At 53.7% G+C, this 16,959-nt stretch carries 22 protein-coding genes; 2 read left to right on the plus strand and 20 right to left on the minus strand.

The window, feature by feature from the left end:
* Positions 1–174 precede the first annotated feature (174 nt).
* From QMO62_RS08905 to QMO62_RS08995, 19 genes are all read right to left on the minus strand, one after another.
* Positions 175–1,083 carry a polyprenyl synthetase family protein gene (locus QMO62_RS08905; protein WP_284640418.1) on the minus strand — a complete coding sequence of 303 codons (909 nt, stop codon included), beginning with the start codon at positions 1,081–1,083 and terminating at the stop codon, positions 175–177.
* Complete coding sequence (gene xseB / locus QMO62_RS08910; RefSeq protein WP_284640419.1) at positions 1,080–1,331, minus strand: exodeoxyribonuclease VII small subunit; 252 nt, start codon at positions 1,329–1,331, stop codon at positions 1,080–1,082. Before xseB ends, QMO62_RS08905 begins: the two co-directional genes overlap by 4 nt.
* Positions 1,306–2,685, minus strand: coding sequence for an exodeoxyribonuclease VII large subunit (xseA, locus tag QMO62_RS08915; protein ID WP_284640421.1), 1,380 nt, complete (start codon positions 2,683–2,685; stop codon positions 1,306–1,308). The genes xseB and xseA overlap by 26 nt, the downstream gene beginning before the upstream one ends.
* 3 nt (positions 2,686–2,688) lie before the next feature.
* Complete coding sequence (folD, locus tag QMO62_RS08920; protein WP_284640423.1) at positions 2,689–3,555, minus strand: bifunctional methylenetetrahydrofolate dehydrogenase/methenyltetrahydrofolate cyclohydrolase FolD; 867 nt, start codon at positions 3,553–3,555, stop codon at positions 2,689–2,691.
* 35 nt (positions 3,556–3,590) lie between these two features.
* Entirely contained in the window at positions 3,591–4,055 is a 465-nt protein-coding gene (nusB, locus tag QMO62_RS08925; protein ID WP_284640425.1) for a transcription antitermination factor NusB, read from the minus strand.
* A gap of 55 nt (positions 4,056–4,110) precedes the next feature.
* Positions 4,111–4,350, minus strand: a complete 240-nt coding sequence (locus QMO62_RS08930; protein ID WP_284640426.1) for a DUF2273 domain-containing protein — start codon at positions 4,348–4,350, stop codon at positions 4,111–4,113.
* A 15-nt stretch (positions 4,351–4,365) separates the two neighbouring features.
* The gene (gene amaP / locus QMO62_RS08935; protein ID WP_284640428.1) at positions 4,366–4,926 is read right to left on the minus strand and encodes an alkaline shock response membrane anchor protein AmaP; all 561 of its coding nucleotides are present in this window, start codon (positions 4,924–4,926) and stop codon (positions 4,366–4,368) included.
* 89 nt (positions 4,927–5,015) lie between these two features.
* A complete protein-coding gene (locus QMO62_RS08940; protein ID WP_284640430.1) occupies positions 5,016–5,429 on the minus strand; it encodes an Asp23/Gls24 family envelope stress response protein in 414 nt (137 codons plus the stop codon).
* A gap of 132 nt (positions 5,430–5,561) precedes the next feature.
* Positions 5,562–6,920, minus strand: coding sequence for an acetyl-CoA carboxylase biotin carboxylase subunit (gene accC / locus QMO62_RS08945; RefSeq protein WP_284640432.1), 1,359 nt, complete (start codon positions 6,918–6,920; stop codon positions 5,562–5,564).
* A 22-nt stretch (positions 6,921–6,942) separates the two neighbouring features.
* Positions 6,943–7,440, minus strand: a complete 498-nt coding sequence (accB, locus tag QMO62_RS08950; protein WP_284640433.1) for an acetyl-CoA carboxylase biotin carboxyl carrier protein — start codon at positions 7,438–7,440, stop codon at positions 6,943–6,945.
* Between the two features lie 187 nt (positions 7,441–7,627).
* The gene (locus tag QMO62_RS08955) at positions 7,628–8,374 is read right to left on the minus strand and encodes a SpoIIIAH-like family protein (RefSeq protein WP_284640435.1); all 747 of its coding nucleotides are present in this window, start codon (positions 8,372–8,374) and stop codon (positions 7,628–7,630) included.
* Between the two features lie 51 nt (positions 8,375–8,425).
* Positions 8,426–9,058 carry a stage III sporulation protein AG gene (gene spoIIIAG / locus QMO62_RS08960; RefSeq protein ID WP_284640437.1) on the minus strand — a complete coding sequence of 211 codons (633 nt, stop codon included), beginning with the start codon at positions 9,056–9,058 and terminating at the stop codon, positions 8,426–8,428.
* Between the two features lie 36 nt (positions 9,059–9,094).
* Positions 9,095–9,844 carry a stage III sporulation protein AF gene (gene spoIIIAF, locus QMO62_RS08965; RefSeq protein WP_284640439.1) on the minus strand — a complete coding sequence of 250 codons (750 nt, stop codon included), beginning with the start codon at positions 9,842–9,844 and terminating at the stop codon, positions 9,095–9,097.
* A gap of 52 nt (positions 9,845–9,896) precedes the next feature.
* Positions 9,897–11,141 (minus strand): stage III sporulation protein AE, encoded by a 1,245-nt coding sequence (gene spoIIIAE / locus QMO62_RS08970; protein ID WP_284640441.1) that lies wholly within the window; start codon positions 11,139–11,141, stop codon positions 9,897–9,899.
* Positions 11,142–11,179: 38 nt separating this feature from the next.
* Complete coding sequence (gene spoIIIAD, locus QMO62_RS08975; protein ID WP_284640443.1) at positions 11,180–11,569, minus strand: stage III sporulation protein AD; 390 nt, start codon at positions 11,567–11,569, stop codon at positions 11,180–11,182.
* A gap of 8 nt (positions 11,570–11,577) precedes the next feature.
* A complete protein-coding gene (spoIIIAC, locus tag QMO62_RS08980; RefSeq protein ID WP_089199203.1) occupies positions 11,578–11,781 on the minus strand; it encodes a stage III sporulation protein AC in 204 nt (67 codons plus the stop codon).
* A gap of 41 nt (positions 11,782–11,822) precedes the next feature.
* Positions 11,823–12,341 (minus strand): stage III sporulation protein SpoIIIAB, encoded by a 519-nt coding sequence (spoIIIAB, locus tag QMO62_RS08985; protein ID WP_284644901.1) that lies wholly within the window; start codon positions 12,339–12,341, stop codon positions 11,823–11,825.
* 28 nt (positions 12,342–12,369) lie between these two features.
* Complete coding sequence (gene spoIIIAA / locus QMO62_RS08990; protein WP_284644902.1) at positions 12,370–13,356, minus strand: stage III sporulation protein AA; 987 nt, start codon at positions 13,354–13,356, stop codon at positions 12,370–12,372.
* Between the two features lie 114 nt (positions 13,357–13,470).
* On the minus strand, positions 13,471–13,737 hold the full coding sequence (locus tag QMO62_RS08995; RefSeq protein WP_284640447.1) for a YqhV family protein: 267 nt from the start codon (positions 13,735–13,737) through the stop codon (positions 13,471–13,473).
* Between the two features lie 154 nt (positions 13,738–13,891).
* On the opposite strand from QMO62_RS08995, the gene comA reads away from it, so the two are divergent.
* Both comA and QMO62_RS09005 read left to right on the plus strand, forming a co-directional pair.
* Positions 13,892–14,734, plus strand: a complete 843-nt coding sequence (comA, locus tag QMO62_RS09000; RefSeq protein ID WP_284640449.1) for a phosphosulfolactate synthase — start codon at positions 13,892–13,894, stop codon at positions 14,732–14,734.
* A gap of 49 nt (positions 14,735–14,783) precedes the next feature.
* Positions 14,784–15,494 carry a 2-phosphosulfolactate phosphatase gene (locus tag QMO62_RS09005; RefSeq protein ID WP_284640451.1) on the plus strand — a complete coding sequence of 237 codons (711 nt, stop codon included), beginning with the start codon at positions 14,784–14,786 and terminating at the stop codon, positions 15,492–15,494.
* A gap of 191 nt (positions 15,495–15,685) precedes the next feature.
* Here QMO62_RS09005 and QMO62_RS09010 read toward each other — a convergent pair whose 3' ends face one another.
* A complete protein-coding gene (locus QMO62_RS09010; RefSeq protein WP_284640453.1) occupies positions 15,686–16,942 on the minus strand; it encodes an aspartate kinase in 1,257 nt (418 codons plus the stop codon).
* Positions 16,943–16,959 lie beyond the last annotated feature (17 nt).

Raw genomic sequence — 16,959 nt, forward strand, 5'->3', positions numbered from 1 at the left:
TTGTTGTCGTAACGATATAAAAATTCTCCCGAACGGTGGGAGAACTTAGAGTGAAAAGAAATGATATTCATTGCGATGTGCAAATCTCCTGTAACTCCAGACTTTCCTCATTATAACATACGCGGAAGCAACGTCTCAAATCAATCTTAGTACAAAAGTTGTACAAGCAGCCGTTTAGTGATCCCGCCGCATCAAGAAATCGGCGATTTGGAGCAGTCTCTCCGGATGCGGGAAGGAAGCCTCGATAATAGCCTGCTTCGCCTGTCTGGTCAACTCTTCGACCTTCGCTTTGGAGGCCTCAATACCAATAAAGAAAGGGTAAGTGACCTTCTGCTGTTTGACATCGCTTTGTACCGGCTTCCCCAGCTTTTGTTCGTCGCCTACTAGATCGAGAATATCATCTTGAATTTGAAAAGCAAGCCCCAGATTCGAGCCGAACCGCTCGAGCGCAGCCAGCTGCTCCTTCGAAGCCGAAGCAATACGCCCGCCCGCCTTCAGCGAGAAGACGATCAGATCACTTGTCTTGTGATAGTGGATGTACTCCAGCTGCTCCAGACTGGTTAAGCCCTGCTCTCCCTCCATATCGGCCGCCTGGCCGCCCACCATGCCCTGTGCGCCTGCAAGACGGGACAGCTCTTCTACGATATCGGCAACGCTCTCCGCCGATACCCCGTGAGTACGATAGGCTTGAACGATCGAATAAAAGGCATGGGTCAGCAGAGCATCCCCGGCCAAAATGGCCATCGCTTCCCCGTAAACCTTATGGTTCGTAAGCTTGCCGCGCCGGTAATCGTCATTGTCCATTGCCGGAAGGTCATCATGGATCAAGGAATACGTGTGGATCATCTCCACTGCCAATGCGACGGGGAGCGCCGCCTTCTCATCCCCGCCGAGCGCCTTCGCCGCTTCGAGTACCATAACCGGTCTTAGACGTTTGCCTCCTGCAAGCAGGGAGTACATCATAGCTTCTCTTAGAGGTGCCGGTACCTTCCAGTCGCTCGGCAGAGAATCGGCCAGCTCTTTCTCAATCAAGGCAGCCTGCTCCGCTAAATACGTTTGAATCTGCGCCGTTTCCGTACTCATCGCGCTTCACCCTCTGTCCCGGGCTGGAACGGCTTCTTCACTAATCCGCCTTCCTGCTCCAGCAGCACTTCAATTTTGCGCTCCACCTGCTCTAGCTTCTGGCCGCACAGCTGGGACAGCTTCATCCCTTCCTGAAACAGCTCAATCGCTTTCTCCAAAGGAACATCTCCGCTTTCCAGCATCGCGACGATGCGTTCCAGCTGATCCATGGCTTCCTCAAAGCTAGGTGTTGTTTCCTGGTTTGTCATTCTTCTTCTCCTCCATCGACCAAACATGGCAGTCAACCCGGCCGTCGATGAGCCGGAGCTTAATTACATCACCGATCTGCACCTGCTCCACCGATTTAATCAACTGCTTTTCCTTCTCATCATATACGAGTCCGTACCCTCGCTGCATAATTTTCAGCGGACTAAGGGCATCCAAATGTCTCATGGCGGAAACAAGCTCACGCTGCTTTTCCTTATGAACCGCCAGCATGGACTGCCGCAAGCCATGGCCCGCTGCTGCCAATCGTTTACGTGCAAAAAGAACCTGGTCTTTAGGATTAAACGCCGCCAGTCTCCGTTCCGTCCGCATCAATTTCTCCTGGGATTTGGCCATACGCGAGGTCATCTTATACTGCAGCTGGTCCTTCAACCGGTCAAGACGCTGCATTGGCTGAACCAGCAGCTGACGTTTCGGATTCTGAAGATAGGGAGAGCTCTGAAGCCGCTTGAGCTGCTCCTGACGCTGCTTGAGCTGCTTGCTGAGCCCCCCGTAAAGCTGCTGCTGAATATAGCTTAGCTGCTGCTTCAGCTCCAGCTGATGCGGCACGGCCAATTCCGCAGCAGCTGTAGGCGTTGCCGCGCGTAAATCCGCTACAAAATCAGCGATTGTAAAATCCGTCTCGTGACCGACAGCGGATATTATTGGTATAGCCGAAGCGTAAATGGCACGGGCCACCGCTTCTTCGTTAAAGGCCCACAGCTCCTCAAGCGACCCGCCGCCACGGCCGACGATGAGAACGTCGACCTCCTGCCTTGCATTCATCGTTTGAATCGCTTTCACGATGGAAGGAGCTGCTTGCGTACCCTGTACCAGCACAGGGTGCAGCAAAATGGGGACGGAAGGATACCGCCGCTGCAGCGTAATCATAATGTCGCGAACCGCAGCCCCTGTCGGGGAGGTAATGACGCCGATCGCCCGGGGAAACCGCGGCAGCGGCTTCTTGCGCTCCTTGGCGAACAGCCCTTCAGCCTCCAGCTTCTTTTTCAGCTGCTCGAAGGCAAGGTACAAGCTGCCGATCCCGTCCGGCTGCATCTGGGTCACATAGAACTGATAAGCCCCGTCGCGTTCATAGACGGAAATGTTCCCGCAAGCAAGTACCTTGCTGCCTTCCTTGGGAATAAAGCCGAGCCTTTGATTATGCGAAGCAAACATGATGCTCTTGAGCCTGCTGTCGGCATCCTTCAATGTAAAATACATATGCCCGCTGGAGTGGTGCGTGAAGTTCGAAATCTCTCCCCTCACCCACACATCCTGTAGCCGGTTGTTGCTCTCCAGCAGCATTTTGATGAATCGGTTCAGTTCTTTAATAGAGAGAATTTGCCGCTGATCCTTCATGCGTTATCGGCTCACTTGAGCTTCGGCCGTACGAGCGGCAGACTCCAGCGTATTGCGGAGCAGCATGGTGATCGTCATCGGACCGACACATCCCGGTACCGGCGTAATGATACCGGCCGTATCGACCACATCGTCGAAATCGACATCGCCCGCCAGCTTGCCGGTATCCAGACGGTTGATCCCTACATCAATGACGACAGCGCCCGGTTTCACGTGCTCTTTCTTGATCATCTTCGCTTTGCCGACAGCTGCGACGAGAATATCGGCTTGACGCGTGATCTCTTCCATATTTTTCGTACGGGAATGACAGACCGTCACAGTCGCATTCTCCCTAAGCAGCAGAAGTGCCATCGGCTTGCCTACAATATTGCTTCGTCCGATTACGACGGCGTGTTTGCCGGCGAGCTCGACGCCTTCCTTTTTCAAAATTTCGATCACTCCGGCAGGCGTACAAGGAGCCGGCCCCTCCTTGCCGATGACCAAATTCCCTACATTTACCGGATGGAAGCAGTCGACATCCTTCTCGGGAGCAATCCCCTCAACCAGCCGCTCTTCGTTGATATGCTTCGGCAAGGGCGATTGCACCAGAATGCCGTGAATTTTGTCATCCCGGTTCAGCTTCCCGATCAGCTCCATCACTTCCGATTCCGGAGTGGCCTCAGGGAGCTTGTACACCTCGGAATGCATCCCCGCTTCTTCACAGGCCTTCGCTTTGTTGCGTACATATACGTGAGAAGCAGGATCGTCTCCGACGATGACGACAGCCAGGCCCGGCTGGATTCCCCGCTCCTTCAGCTGCTCGACCTGCTCCTTAATATCAGCCCGGTATGAGCTGACGATTTCCTTTCCGTTGACAACATGTGCAGACATGATATGGCTCCCCCTTTACCCTTATCTCAATAATGTTATGGCTGTTCCGTTACCGGCTTCTCCCGCAGCTTGTCCAGGTCCTTAATCATTTTGCCAAGGACGCCGTTTACGAACTTACCGGATTCCTCCGTACCGAAATTTTTGGCCATTTCGATGGCTTCGTTCACTACTACCTTAGGCGGGACGTCTTCGCGATACACCATCTCGTATGTAGCCAAACGCAAAATCTCCCGATCCACCCGGGACAGACGATCCATTTGCCAGCCCTTCAAATAGTCGGCCAGCAGCGAGTCGATTTGCTGTTTGTTTTGCACCGTACCCTCCACGAGCTCCGTTACGAACTGAGGGGCAATCTGATCCTTTTCCTTGGTAAGCTGTGCCTCGTCCTCGTTACTCGCTTCTTCGATAACATGCACGATCGCTTCCCGGAGCGGTACTTCGTTCATTTCCATTTGGTACAAGCTTTGCACTGCCAATTCTCTTGCTAATCTGCGCCTCATCATAGGCCTCCTCTGTCACTTAAAGAAAAACACCCTTAGGCGTAACCCAAGGATGTTATCGGAACAATCTCCATCTGTCCATCAGCCAGCGCCAAGTGTCTTCAGCGGGAAACACCGGCTCATTCCGGTCGATCTTTTTCCCTATATAATATCCAGTATATACGATTAGGGCAAAGATTAACATATCCCACAGTCCCCAGACCAAATAAATAAAGCCCAGGATGATGCCGACCAGAAAACCGAGGGTTTTCCCCCGATGATTCTCGAGTAGCCGTTCCCACAATTGCTTCCACATCCCGGGAGCTCACCTCTATTCCACTCGACTCTTGAAGGTTGGTGACGACGGCGCGATATTCGCAATAAACACCGTAACCGAAGCCACAGGAATGCCGGTAATGTCTTCAATGTGCTGTTTCACGTTCGATTGCATCTCTTCGGTAAGCTGCGGTATCGGGCTGTCTCCCTCTACGATTGCGCGAATTTCGAGCTCCAGCCCAGCCTGGTTCACTCTAACTCGGGAACGCAGATCCCGAACTCCGCGCGTACGGTTCGCCGCCTTAAGCGACAAATTTTCAACCGTCTCCAGGGAAATCCGTATATCGCCGAATTCGTTGCGCTGATCGATCGAAGGCACCGCCGCTCTTCCCCTGCGAAGGGAGATATACAGGAATCGAATGCTCAGCAAGGCGATAATTACGGTTGCCGAAATGAATACTAGCGCCGTATCTAAATCATAATAGACGTCATGCGCGAAATTTCCTGCTTGGTTAAACGAAATCAGACCAAAGGCAGCAGTTAGTACTACGAGCGAAACGAGAAGTACAGCGAGGCTGTACAGCACAAGTAATAGTCTGTCCAATACTTTGACCACGGGGCCTGACTCCTTCCGTTATATGGCGGAAACCCCCTGTACTTGAGCAGGGGGTTCCACCTTACGATATGCGGGTCTTCGAACTTGCTTTATTTCACGCGATTCGGGGTCACTTCGATGTCTTCCACCGGCTTCTCCGCGCCTTTAAAAATCACATCATGAATATGCACATTCACTTGTACGACGTGAAGCCCTGTCATCGACTCGATGGCGTTCTTCACATTCTGTTGAACCGCACTTGCCACTTCAGGAATACGAGTGCCGAATTCGATAACGACGGACACGTCAATGGAAGCTTCCCGCTGCCCTACCTCGACTCTCACGCCTTTGGACATGTTCTTCCGTCCGAGAAGCTCAGCAATGCCTCCGGCGAATCCGCCGCTCATTCCCGCTACTCCCGGCACTTCAACCGTAGCCATTCCCGCAATGATCTCAATCACCTCTGGAGCGATCTGAATCGTGCCCATCTCGGTCTTCTCATAATCCGCAGCAATGATACTCATGGATTGTGTCCTCCTCCAAGTTTAATGCATGCAGGGCTAGCACTTGCTATCAACAGCAGCTCCAAACTTGTCTTTTTGTCTTATTGTATACTATACCATTCTCGCAAAATTATGACAACGAAATGAGCGGTGTTACGAATTCGGATCGTTTACATCGTGCTCTTCCAGAAATTTGATGTCATGGTCGCCGGCGATAAATTTCTTGTGCTCCAGCAGCTTCATATGGAACGGAATCGTGGAGTGAATCCCTTCAATCGTAAATTCCGCCAAGGCGCGCTTCATCCGGTCAATGGCATCGTCCCGGTCCTTGCCCCATACGATCAGCTTCGCGATCATCGAATCATAGTGAGGAGAAATCGTATAGCCCGGGTACGCCGCGCTATCCACACGCACCCCAAAGCCGCCCGGAGGCAAATAAAACTGAATCTGCCCGGCAGAAGGCATGAAATTGCGCGTTGCATCCTCTGCGTTGACGCGGCACTCGATCGACCAGCCGTTGATGACCACGTCCTCCTGAGTGAACGAGAGCGGCTCGCCTTCGGCGATGCGGATCATTTCCTTGATAATATCGATTCCGGTGATCATCTCGGTGACCGGATGCTCTACCTGGATTCTTGTATTCATTTCCATAAAATAAAACTGCCCGTCCGGACCCAAAAGGAATTCGAGCGTACCGGCACCGGAATAATCAACGGCCTTCGCTGCGCGAATCGCCGCTTCGCCCATCTGCTCCCGCACCTCCGGCGTCAGCACGGGACACGGAGCTTCCTCTACCAGCTTCTGACGACGGCGCTGCACGGAGCAATCCCGCTCGCCCAGATGCACGACATTGCCGTGCTTATCCGCCAGGATCTGGATCTCAACGTGCTTCATGCCGGTCAAATACTTCTCTAAATATACGCCCGCATTGCCGAAAGCTTTCTGTGCTTCCTGCTGCGCCTGCGTAATTTGCTGAACCAGCGCTTCTTCGTCCTCGGCGATCCGGATTCCCTTGCCTCCGCCGCCGGCCGTTGCCTTAATGATCAGCGGGTAACCGATCTCCCGTCCGAGACGAATCGCTTCGTCCATGTCCTCGATGAGGCCGTCGGAGCCCGGAATCACCGGTACGTTCGCGTCCTTCATCGTCTGCTTCGCTACGGATTTATCGCCCATCCGGCTGATCGCGTCCGGCGACGGCCCGATGAAGGTAATGTTGCAGCTTTCGCAAATATCGGCAAAATCCGCATTCTCCGCAAGGAAGCCATAGCCCGGATGAATGGCATCCGTCTCGGTAAGCGTGGCCACGCTCATAATATTGGTATAGTTCAAATAGCTGTCCTTGGACAGAGTCGGTCCGATACAATACGCTTCATCAGCCAATCGCACGTGAAGCGAATCCCGGTCAGCCTCGGAATAAACCGCTACGGTAGAAATCCCGAGCTCTTTGCAGGCACGAATAATCCGGACGGCAATCTCGCCGCGGTTCGCTATCAATATTTTATGAAACTTCAAGTCGGTATCCTCCTAGTACAAGCTAGACTGTTTTCACAAGGAACAACGGCTGTCCGTATTCCACCAGCTGACCGTTCTCAACCAGCACCTCGACGATTTCGCCTTTTACTTCCGCTTCGATTTCGTTCATCAGCTTCATCGCTTCGATGATACAAACAATCGTCTTTTCCTTCACTTCGCTGCCCTTGGATACGTAGTTGGCTGCGCCAGGGGACGGAGCGGCATAGAAGGTTCCTACCATAGGAGATACGATTTTATGTAAATTGGCGTCAGCTGCCGGCTTCTTGTCCGCCTCCGGAGCAGACGTCGCAGCGGCTTGTACAGCAGCAACAGGCTGCGCGGCTTGGGCAGCGACAGGCGCGTAGGTCTGCTGAACCGGTGCGGAAGCGACGACGACAGATTCGGTTTTATTCGGTTTACGAATGAAAAGGCGCGAGCCTTCGCTTTCGATCTCGAGCTCCTGCAGCGAGGTTTGATCTACTAGTTTAATAAGTTCTTTGATTTCGCTAAGTTTAAACAATACGTTCACTCCTTCGGACGTTGGTGAAACATAAACGACGTTGTTATTATATCATAATCTTGTTTGAAGGGAAGACTTTCTTAGTACTTAGTCATAAAGCGTCGTTTCTCGACAATGGCGGAAGGCAAGGAGCAGAGGAAAAAATACCGCAGATGCTTCGGCATCTGCGGCTTGGTTTCATTCGGGTTTACGGTACATAGGTGATGGCAATGTTGTCCGGTCCGATCGCCAGCTGCTCCATCGTTTTATCGGCGATGCTCAGAGCTTGGCTCTTCTCCAGCTTTGTCGCTTGAACCGTTACTTTATACTTGCCTGCCTCTTGCGTTACGACGGCTTGCGGGAAATCCTTAAGCAGCGTCTCTTCCAGGTTGGTGAACTTGGCTTCCAGATCCTCAAGCTTGCGCAGATCCTCTTGCGCCTTCGCTGTCGCTTCCGCACTGTTCTTAGCTGGCTCTACAATGATCGCCATCAGCTTCTCGAATTGCTTGGTAAACTCCTCGTTGCGCTTCATTTGGAGATTCACGAAATAGTCGCTGCCGGACTTTGCTTGGGCCGAAGCCTGAACCTGCTGGATGATCTTCGCGTCAGAGCTTGCTTGATTCGAGGAAACCGGCTGTGCGGCGGCACCGGATTTGCCGTCAGGCTGTGCGGCGGACGGCTGGTCGGTTTTGGTGCTGCTTGCTTTCGGATCTGCCTTCGGATCTGTCTTGGCTGCATCGGCTGGCGCTTGCTTCTTGTCCTCGGCAGCAGGAGCCGCTTGCGGCGCCGCGTTAGTCTTTGGCTCAAGTCCTGTGACGACGACTTCTTTCGATGTGGTTCCCGTTGCGTTAAAGTTCAGATCGTTGACATCCTCCGTGAACAAGTAGTAGGCCGACAGCACGACCATCAAACTTAACATCGATACCAGCCAAACGGTTTGACGCTTTGTATTCATTTCTTATTCCTCCTTAAATTGTCCTTAGGATGATATATGGTTACAAACAGCTTATTGCTTTCTCGGCATAATCGAGATGCGGTGTGCGGGAACGTCCAGTCCTCGTTCCACCGCCTCGGATATCATTTTCTTCACCGTCAAATTCTCTGCGCCCTTCGCTACCACCAGAACCCCACGTATCTTTGGTTTGATGGTCTTCACGATCAGCGGCTGTTGACCCCCTGACACTTGGTAGATGACGACCTCGCCTGACCGTGTCACATTCGTGATATTCCGGGTCGCCCCCTGCTGGTCCCGCTCATTCGTAACCTGCTGATCCTCCTTGGTATTGCGCTCTACATTGATCTCTTCCGTCGATTCGATCGTTACGAGCACCTCGACCTCTCCGACACCGACGATTTTCGTTAAGATTTCCTTTAACTGCTGCTGATACGCCTCTTCGTATTCGCGAAAGGAGGTTTGCTCCTTGCTGCCGCCCAAGCCGAAAACCGGCTTAGTTTCCTGCGGCGGGGATGCCCTGCCCTCACCAATGGGATCGACCTCTTTTACCGTGATAAAAGAGTTCAGTATCATAAACGCTGCACCTGCCAGCCCCATAAGAAGCAGCCAGCGAAACGTATTCAACCGCTTCGTTCCGCCCGTTCCGCCGCCGAGCCATTTCTCCATCCATTGCCATTTGCCCATCGGTTCACCTCCAGTGTGAAATCTGCCCTACTAGCCTTAGTACTTCGTTTTGGCATCCAGCCAGCTGACCGTGACCTGCTGCTCCTGCAGCTGCCAATTTTGCCTCAGCAGATGAACTACCTGCGTTCGCTTCTGCTCCAGCTCCGGAGCCGATGCCTCCAAAGCCTGCTGCGCCGGAGCCTCCTTCGTCTTGGCCGGGAGGGCAGCCCCGGATTCGATCTGGATCTGCACAGGCTGGACAGGGCGAATCGGCTCTGACGGGAGCGCCTTGCCTTCCCTCTTCTGCGGCTTGACCTCGGCATTCAGCGCAACGGCGACATGACCGATCACCTTATTCCCGCTCGCATCCGTCGTGGTTTCCACCTGTACCTGCCCGACTTTGACTCCGAGGTTCTGTTCAATGCTTCGCTTTATCACCTCGGCCGCCTGCTGCTGCACCAGGTGATGGGCCTGCTGCTCCTGCTTTGCGCGAAGCGCCTCCGCTTGCTGCTGTATCGACGGCAGCGACTCCACCTGCCCGGTTACCGGCGAGCTGCCGGCCGTTAAGGTGAATGGACCGCTGTTTGACGCATCCTGCTTGAACAGCGCGCCGGCCAGCATTTCTTCTACCTGGTTATTTTTTTGAAACAGGGAGAACAGGGGATGAAGCAACGTCAAAAGAATGAACAAGCCCATGACGGTTTTGACATAACGCTGCATCGTTTGATTCGGAAGCAGCAGATCGATGAAGGTGGCCAGCAGGATGACCAGGATGATCGATTTCAGCCAGCCGCTTAACCAGTCCATGGGACTTCTCACCTCCAAGCGCTTTGCGAATGAACCGCGGCGGCTGCGAGCGTCACCTCATCATGACGGATACATTGCCCGCGGCGATCAGAATCGTAATGGCAAGAAAGAACATCAGCCCGACTACCGCCAGCGCGGCGAATACATAAATCAAGCTTTTTCCTAACGTTTCCAGACAGGAGATCATCGGGTTGTCGCCCAAGGGCTGCATGACGGCTGCTGAAAAGTTATATATGAAGGCTAATGCCAGAATTTTCAAAGCAGGAAAGGCACAGAGCACCAGGATGATAACGACCCCGACGAGCCCGACCGCGTTCTTCACCAGCAAGGAAGCGCCGATAACCGTTTCCGAAGCATCCGAGAACATGCGGCCTACGACCGGAACGAAATTGCCGGCAACATATTTGGCCGTACGGATCGTAACGCCGTCCGTAATCGCCCCCGTCGCACCCTGGACCGAAATGACACCGAGGAAGACGGTAATAAATACCCCCAGGCAGCCAAGAGCTACTGTTCGGAGAAGATTGGCCAGCTGTGTGACCTTGTACTTATCCGAAAGCGAGCTGACGATATGCAGTACCGCCGAGAAAAACAGCAGTGGAAAAACGATAAAGTAAATGGCGGTTCCCACAGCGTGAATCATGAAGATGATCAGCGGATGAAGCACGGAGACCGAAACGACATTCCCCATTGAGGCCAGCAGGGTGAGCAGCAAGGGGACGACGGCCACCATAAAATGAATCATGTCGGTGATTGCCGTTTTGGCATAACCGATTGCAACACTGAAGCTGTTGATGGCGATGATCATGAGTACCATAAAGGCGATCGCGTAAGCAATTTTACTGACCGCATTTTTCTCGAAGGAGCTCTGGAGCGTCTCCAGCAGCATGCTGAATACCGAGAGGATCACGATAGACACCAGCAGCTTGCCGTTATGCACCAGCTCATGAAAGAAATAACGGAACAAGCCGGAGAAAAAGGATGTGAAGCTGAGCTCCGCCTTGCCTTGAAGCAGCTGGGTGAAGGTAGGTGCCCGGTTATCGGGAAAGTATCCGCCGTACTGCCCTACCAGCCGGCTCCAGAATTGCTCCACCTGGTCCATCGGCAGCCTTTCCGCTTGCTCGCGGATCAGCTCTTCTACCGGCGTTGCCGCATGAACGGTGCTTGGGCAGCTCCCCGGCTTCCAGCAGCCGAACCCGCCTCCGGTATCCAGCAGCAGCGCTGTCAAAAGTGCGATCCAGATCCATAGCGCCGGAACCCGCCTGGGTCGATTCGAGTGTAACAATGGCTGCAGCATGGCTTCATCTCCTAGTTCGCTTGCCGCTTCCTCCGCGCCTATGCGGGCAGAAGCTTGACTACGGTTTCGATAATGACCGATACGATCGGAATCGCCATCACCATAATGAGAATTTTGCCGGATAGCTCAATTTTGGAGGCAACGGCCTCAAGTCCGGCGTCGCGTACGATCTGTGCACCGAATTCGGCGATATAGGCAATGCCGATGATTTTCAGCACGGTTTTCAGAAACACCATATTGACGTCAGCCTTATTCGCCAGTTCCTCCAGCACCTCGATCACCGCTGAGATTTTCCCGATGAGAAACAGGAAGATCGTAATCCCTGTGAAGGCGGTAAGCAGGAAGGCGAACATCGGCTTCTGCTCTTTAATGATCAGCACCAGGATGGCCGTAATGAGGCCGAGGCCTACGATTTGTATGATTTCCATCGGCTCACCTACTGGAATAGAAAGATCGTTTTGATTTCTTTAAACAAGCTGTCCAGAAGACTCACCACCATGAAGAGCACCACGACGAACCCGATGACCGTCACCCAGTGGGCCATGTCTTCCTTTCCCATCTGCTTCAGCACAGTGTGAATCATGGCGATAATGATGCCGATGCCGGCAATCTGAAATATCGCGTTAACATCCACGTTCATTGGCGGCACCTCACCTCAAGCCCTTCAAAAATCTTACATCCCTAGTACATGATGATGACGATGAGCGCACCGAGCAGCACCCCCAGGCTTTTCCACATCCGCTCGTATTTCGCCTGCTCCTCGCGGGCCGTTTCGTTTTCGCCTTGGAGCTGGAGAATGGCGAGCCGCAGATGCTTGACCTGATCGTCCCTGTCGGTTAGCCCTAATGTCGCTCCCAGCTGGGATACAATTTCGCGCTCGGAAGGCTTCATGGAGGTGTTGCGCCACTGCTGGGCGATGACATGCTGCCAGATGTCCCGGGCACTTCTTCCCGCGGGCTCGCTCAGCTCCTTACCCGCTTGGGCGAATACGGCTCCTACCGGGCCGGGACTGCGTTCGCCGATGGAGCGGAGCGCCTCGGAGAGGGGGGTGAAGCCGTAAACGATTTCCGTTTCCAGCCGCTGAAGTCCGCGGATCAACTCGGCAATATGCGTCGGCCTGCGAGACAGCTGAAGCGCCTGGTACCAGCCGAACAGCGTACCGGCCAGCAGGATCAGCGCTGCACCGAACAGCTTCAGCATAATGACGGCGCCGGCTTGCCTTTCCTCATCAGGGCTTCCCTCCTTTGATCGTGAACGCTCTTTGTTCATTCAATCTCGCACCGTCTGCCTTACAGATGAAGATTCCCGGCCGCTTCTCTCCCGCCCTGCGCTCCAGCACCGCAATTCGCTCGAAAATGCCCGCTTCCAGAAGCTCCTTCAAGATCGGCCGGCGCTTCGCATCCGCCAGATCCCGGCCATGCGCCGATGCGATGACACTGATGCCGGCATGGAGCGCCTCGCGAACCGCCGAAGCATCCTCCGGCCGGCCGATCTCGTCGGCTACCAGCACCTCCGGAGACATCGAGCGGATCATCATCATCATCCCTTCCGCCTTAGGGCAGCCGTCGAGCACATCGGTCCGCGGTCCCAAATCGAAGAGCGGAACTCCCTTAACACAGGCGGCAAGCTCGGATCGTTCATCGACGACGCCCACCTTGAAGCCGCTTCGTGCAGGAGCATGCCCCTGGCTGAGCAGCCTCGCTATATCCCGAAGCAGCGTCGTTTTTCCTACGCCCGGCGGAGACACGACCAGCGTATGCCTGACGGAACCGGACAGAGGGTCGATCAGGAAAGGCAGCACCGCTTCCCCTACGCCCTTCCACTCTCGTGCTATACGGATATTGAAGCCGGTGATTTCCTTAAGATGCTTGACCTTTCCCTGCTCTACCAGGGTTCTCCCGGCCAGTCCCACCCTGTGACCGCCTGAGACGGTGATGAAGCCCCGTTTCAGCTCCTCTTCGAAGGTATAGAGCGAATGCTGTGTGAGCATCTCCAGCAGGGTTCTGCATTCCTCTTGCGAAGGCCGATAAGCTTGTTCCGTCTTTGGGCTCACGCTTCCGTTCCGTTGCACGAAGCCGTAGCTTGCGCCCCGGATCAGCTCCAGCGGCCGATCCTGCCTTACGCGAATCTCTTGCAACTCTTCCTGCCATTCATCTGGTAGATTTGATAGAATGCGCTGCATAGGGACAGAAAACAACGGGAGCAAGGATCTCATGCTGAATCGCACCTCCCCGGTCCAGCGTACCTCATGCGTGTCTTGACGCAGACGTCGGCTGACCTGTCCATCTTTTACAACCATATGTATGCCTTGTCTACTGAAATATGCTAATTACTTTTTTAAGATTCCGATAAAAATGCAGCTAACTCCTACCAGAACCCACATCATCTTGCCAAAGGAGAGCTTATCTGCAAGGCCCACGAGCCCGATCGTTGTCGTCGCGAGAAGCACCAGCGGTCCCACAAGAGCGAGTCCGGAATTGACCATCAACGCCTTATCGATTTGGTTCAAGCGCAGCATGATCAGTGCGGCGATAATCTCGATCGTTCCGGACATCAGCCTTAGCGACGCCATGCTCAATACGATTTTGTTCAGCATTTCCACTTTCTCCTCCCTTAAAGTCACCCTACATGTCCTTCCCTTCCAATCTATGCAGGCCCGTCTCATTTTAGCCTCATTAGGGCACACACCCATGAAAAAATGCATATGATGACACAGAAATTCCAATTCTCTTTACAGCGAGGCGATAATCATGGAGGTTAGTTCCCCACTGCAGTGGCATCCCCTGCTCAGTGATCCCACGGAGACACGACAAGCGAAGCCCAGGGACAAAGGCATGACGATGGTCATTGACAAGGGGCTTGGGTGGAACGCTTTGGATGACCTGCTTGAAACGGCCGGGGCTCATATCGATATGCTCAAAATCGGTTTTGGCACCTCTCCGCTATATACATTGGAACTGCTGAAGAAAAAAATCGAAAAGGCCAAGGAGCACGACATATTGGTCTATCCGGGCGGAACGTTTCTGGAGGTCGCCATCCGGCAGGGACTGATCGATGCGTATTTCGAAACGATCGCGGCCCTCGGTTTCAATGCGGTGGAGGTATCCGACGGAACCATCGAGATCGATCGCAGCCTTCGCAGCGAGCTGATCGTCCGCGGCAAAGAAGCAGGCTTTACGGTAATCACGGAGTACGGAAAAAAGTGCTGGGGCTCGACGATCGAAATGACGGAGCTTATTGAGACGGTTGTGACCGATTCGGAGCTGGGGGCCAGACTGATCACGATTGAAGGCAGGGAATCCGGCAAAGGCGTAGGAATTTTTGATGATAACGGGGAATGTAAGGATAAGGATATCGAAATGGTGCTGGAGCAAGTTCCGAGCCGCGATCTTCTGCTATGGGAGGCTCCGCATAAGGATCAGCAGGTGCATCTGCTGAATATGCTCGGAACGGAGATCCACCTTGGGAATATCGCCCCGAGCGACGTCATTTCCTTGGAAGCCCTTCGCCGCGGACTCCGATCCGACACTCTGCACTTGGGGAAGGAGCGTACGGCTCTGAAAACTCCGGATGCGGTATCTCGGGAATCGTAATCCCGATGCTGATCTGAGGCAGGCGGCAATGAAAAGGAGGCGCTCATTCGTGTACATTCATGTGATTCCCAGCGTCAATGAAGCGCAGGCGGAGGATGTTCAGCAGAAGGTTGTCATCGTGATCGATGTACTCAGGGCTACATCCACAATGCTTACGGCCTTAGCGAACGGAGCGAAGGAAATATACCCCGTCGAGACCGTACAGCAAGCGAAGCAGCTTTATCAGCCTGGTTTTTTGCTGGGTGGAGAACGACATTGCAAACGAATCCCGGGGTTTGACCTCGGCAACTCTCCGCTCGAATATCAAGACAACCATGTGGCCGGCAAAACATTGGTCATCACCACAACGAACGGTACCCGAGCCATTGAGAAGTCGGCCAAGGCGAGCCATATTTTCATCGGCTCTCTCTTGAATGCCAGGGCTTGTGCGATGAAGGCTGCCGAGCTGGGTAAAGATATCGCGATCGTCTGTTCGGGCACACAAGACGTCTTTTCCTTAGAAGACGGTCTTTGTGCCGGCCTTATAGTGCAGGAGCTAATAGAGCTTGCAGGGGACGGCGTGCAGGTGAACGACTTTGGACTTAGTATGCTTCATGCGTATCGACAAGTTCAGGACAATGTACTGGCGGCTCTGCAGCAATGCTCCAACGGCAAAAGACTGATGCAAATCGGATTTCCCGAGGACGTCGCATACTGCTCCCAAGTGAATACGATGCCGCTGGTTGCCATGGTGCAGCAAGGTAAGCTTCAGCTCGTCTAAGCTCGCAGCCGGCAGGGTTCTAAACCAAGCCCCCCTTCATAAACATAGAGTAACCGACGGGTCCGGCAGCAGAATCTCCTTCATTAAAAAAAAAAGACCCACATCTCTATGTGGGCCTTGCGAACGCTCGCGGCTTCCCTGCGGCCTTCCATGGCTTCAGGGTAAGCGCGACTATGCTTATTGCGCCTGACTTATCGTCTCTCTGAAGGTCCGCCTACGAAAGCGGCCTTGTCTGTGTCTAAGCCGTACGCCGTGTGCAGCGCCTGCACAACCTCGTTCAGACGAGTATTGTCGATAACACAGGAGGTCTTGATTTCGGAAGTGCTGACCATGATAATGCTGATGCCAAGGTCGGAGATCACCTCGAACATTTTCGCCGCAACACCCGGTGTGCTCACCATGCCCGCGCCTACGATGGAAACCTTCACGAGGTTTTCTTCGGAAGTCACTTCACGGAAGCCAACCGCTCCGCGGATGCTCTCGATCACTTGCAGCGCCTTCTCTTTATCACCGAGGGATACGGTAAAGGAAAAGTCAGCCTGACCGTCGCGCGTGCCGCTCTGAACGATGATATCCACGTCAATTTGCTCCTTCGCGAGCGCCGTAAATACCTTCGCCAGCTGACCCGGCTTCTCTTCCACTCCCAAAATGCTGATTCTTGCTACGTTCTTATCGTAAGCGATGCCGCGCACCACGATTCCTTGTTCCATGGCTGCTTCCTCCTTCACATTCGTTCCTGGATTATGATTGAAGCTGGATCTGACGACCAGCGGTACATTGTAGTTTTTCGCATATTCCACCGCTCTTGGATGAAGAACAGCCGCGCCAAGATTAGCAAGCTCCAGCATCTCATCGTAGGAAATTTCATTCAGCTTGCGGGCAACCTTCACAACACGCGGATCCGTAGAGTAGACTCCATCAACGTCCGTGAAAATTTCGCAGACATCCGCTTGAATCGCTGCGGCCAAAGCAACGGCCGTTGTATCCGAACCGCCTCGGCCGAGTGTCGTAATTTCCCCTTCCTCGGTCATCCCTTGGAATCCGGCCACAATGACGACATTCCCTGCATCAAGTGCCTTCAGAACACGCTCGGGCTGAATATCGGTAATTCTTGCCTTCCCATGAACCGCTTCGGTATACATACCCGCCTGCCAGCCTGTAAAGGAAACCGCCTTCTGACCCAAGCTCTGGATCGCCATGGAGAGCAATGCAACCGATACCTGCTCGCCTGTGGTCAGCAGCATGTCCATTTCACGCGCTGGAGGAGTAATGGTACAAATCTGCTTGGACAAATCAATCAAATCGTCCGTTGTATCGCCCATGGCGGAAACGACGACTACGCACTTATGGCCTTGTGCGCTAACCTCAGCAATACGGCCGGCCACGCGCTTCATACGCTCCGCATCTCCTACCGAGCTTCCGCCGAACTTCATAACTATCAGAGACAAGCTGCTCACTCCCTACC

The organism is Paenibacillus silviterrae (assembly GCF_030167925.1).
Lineage (GTDB): Bacteria > Bacillota > Bacilli > Paenibacillales > NBRC-103111 > Paenibacillus_G > Paenibacillus_G silviterrae.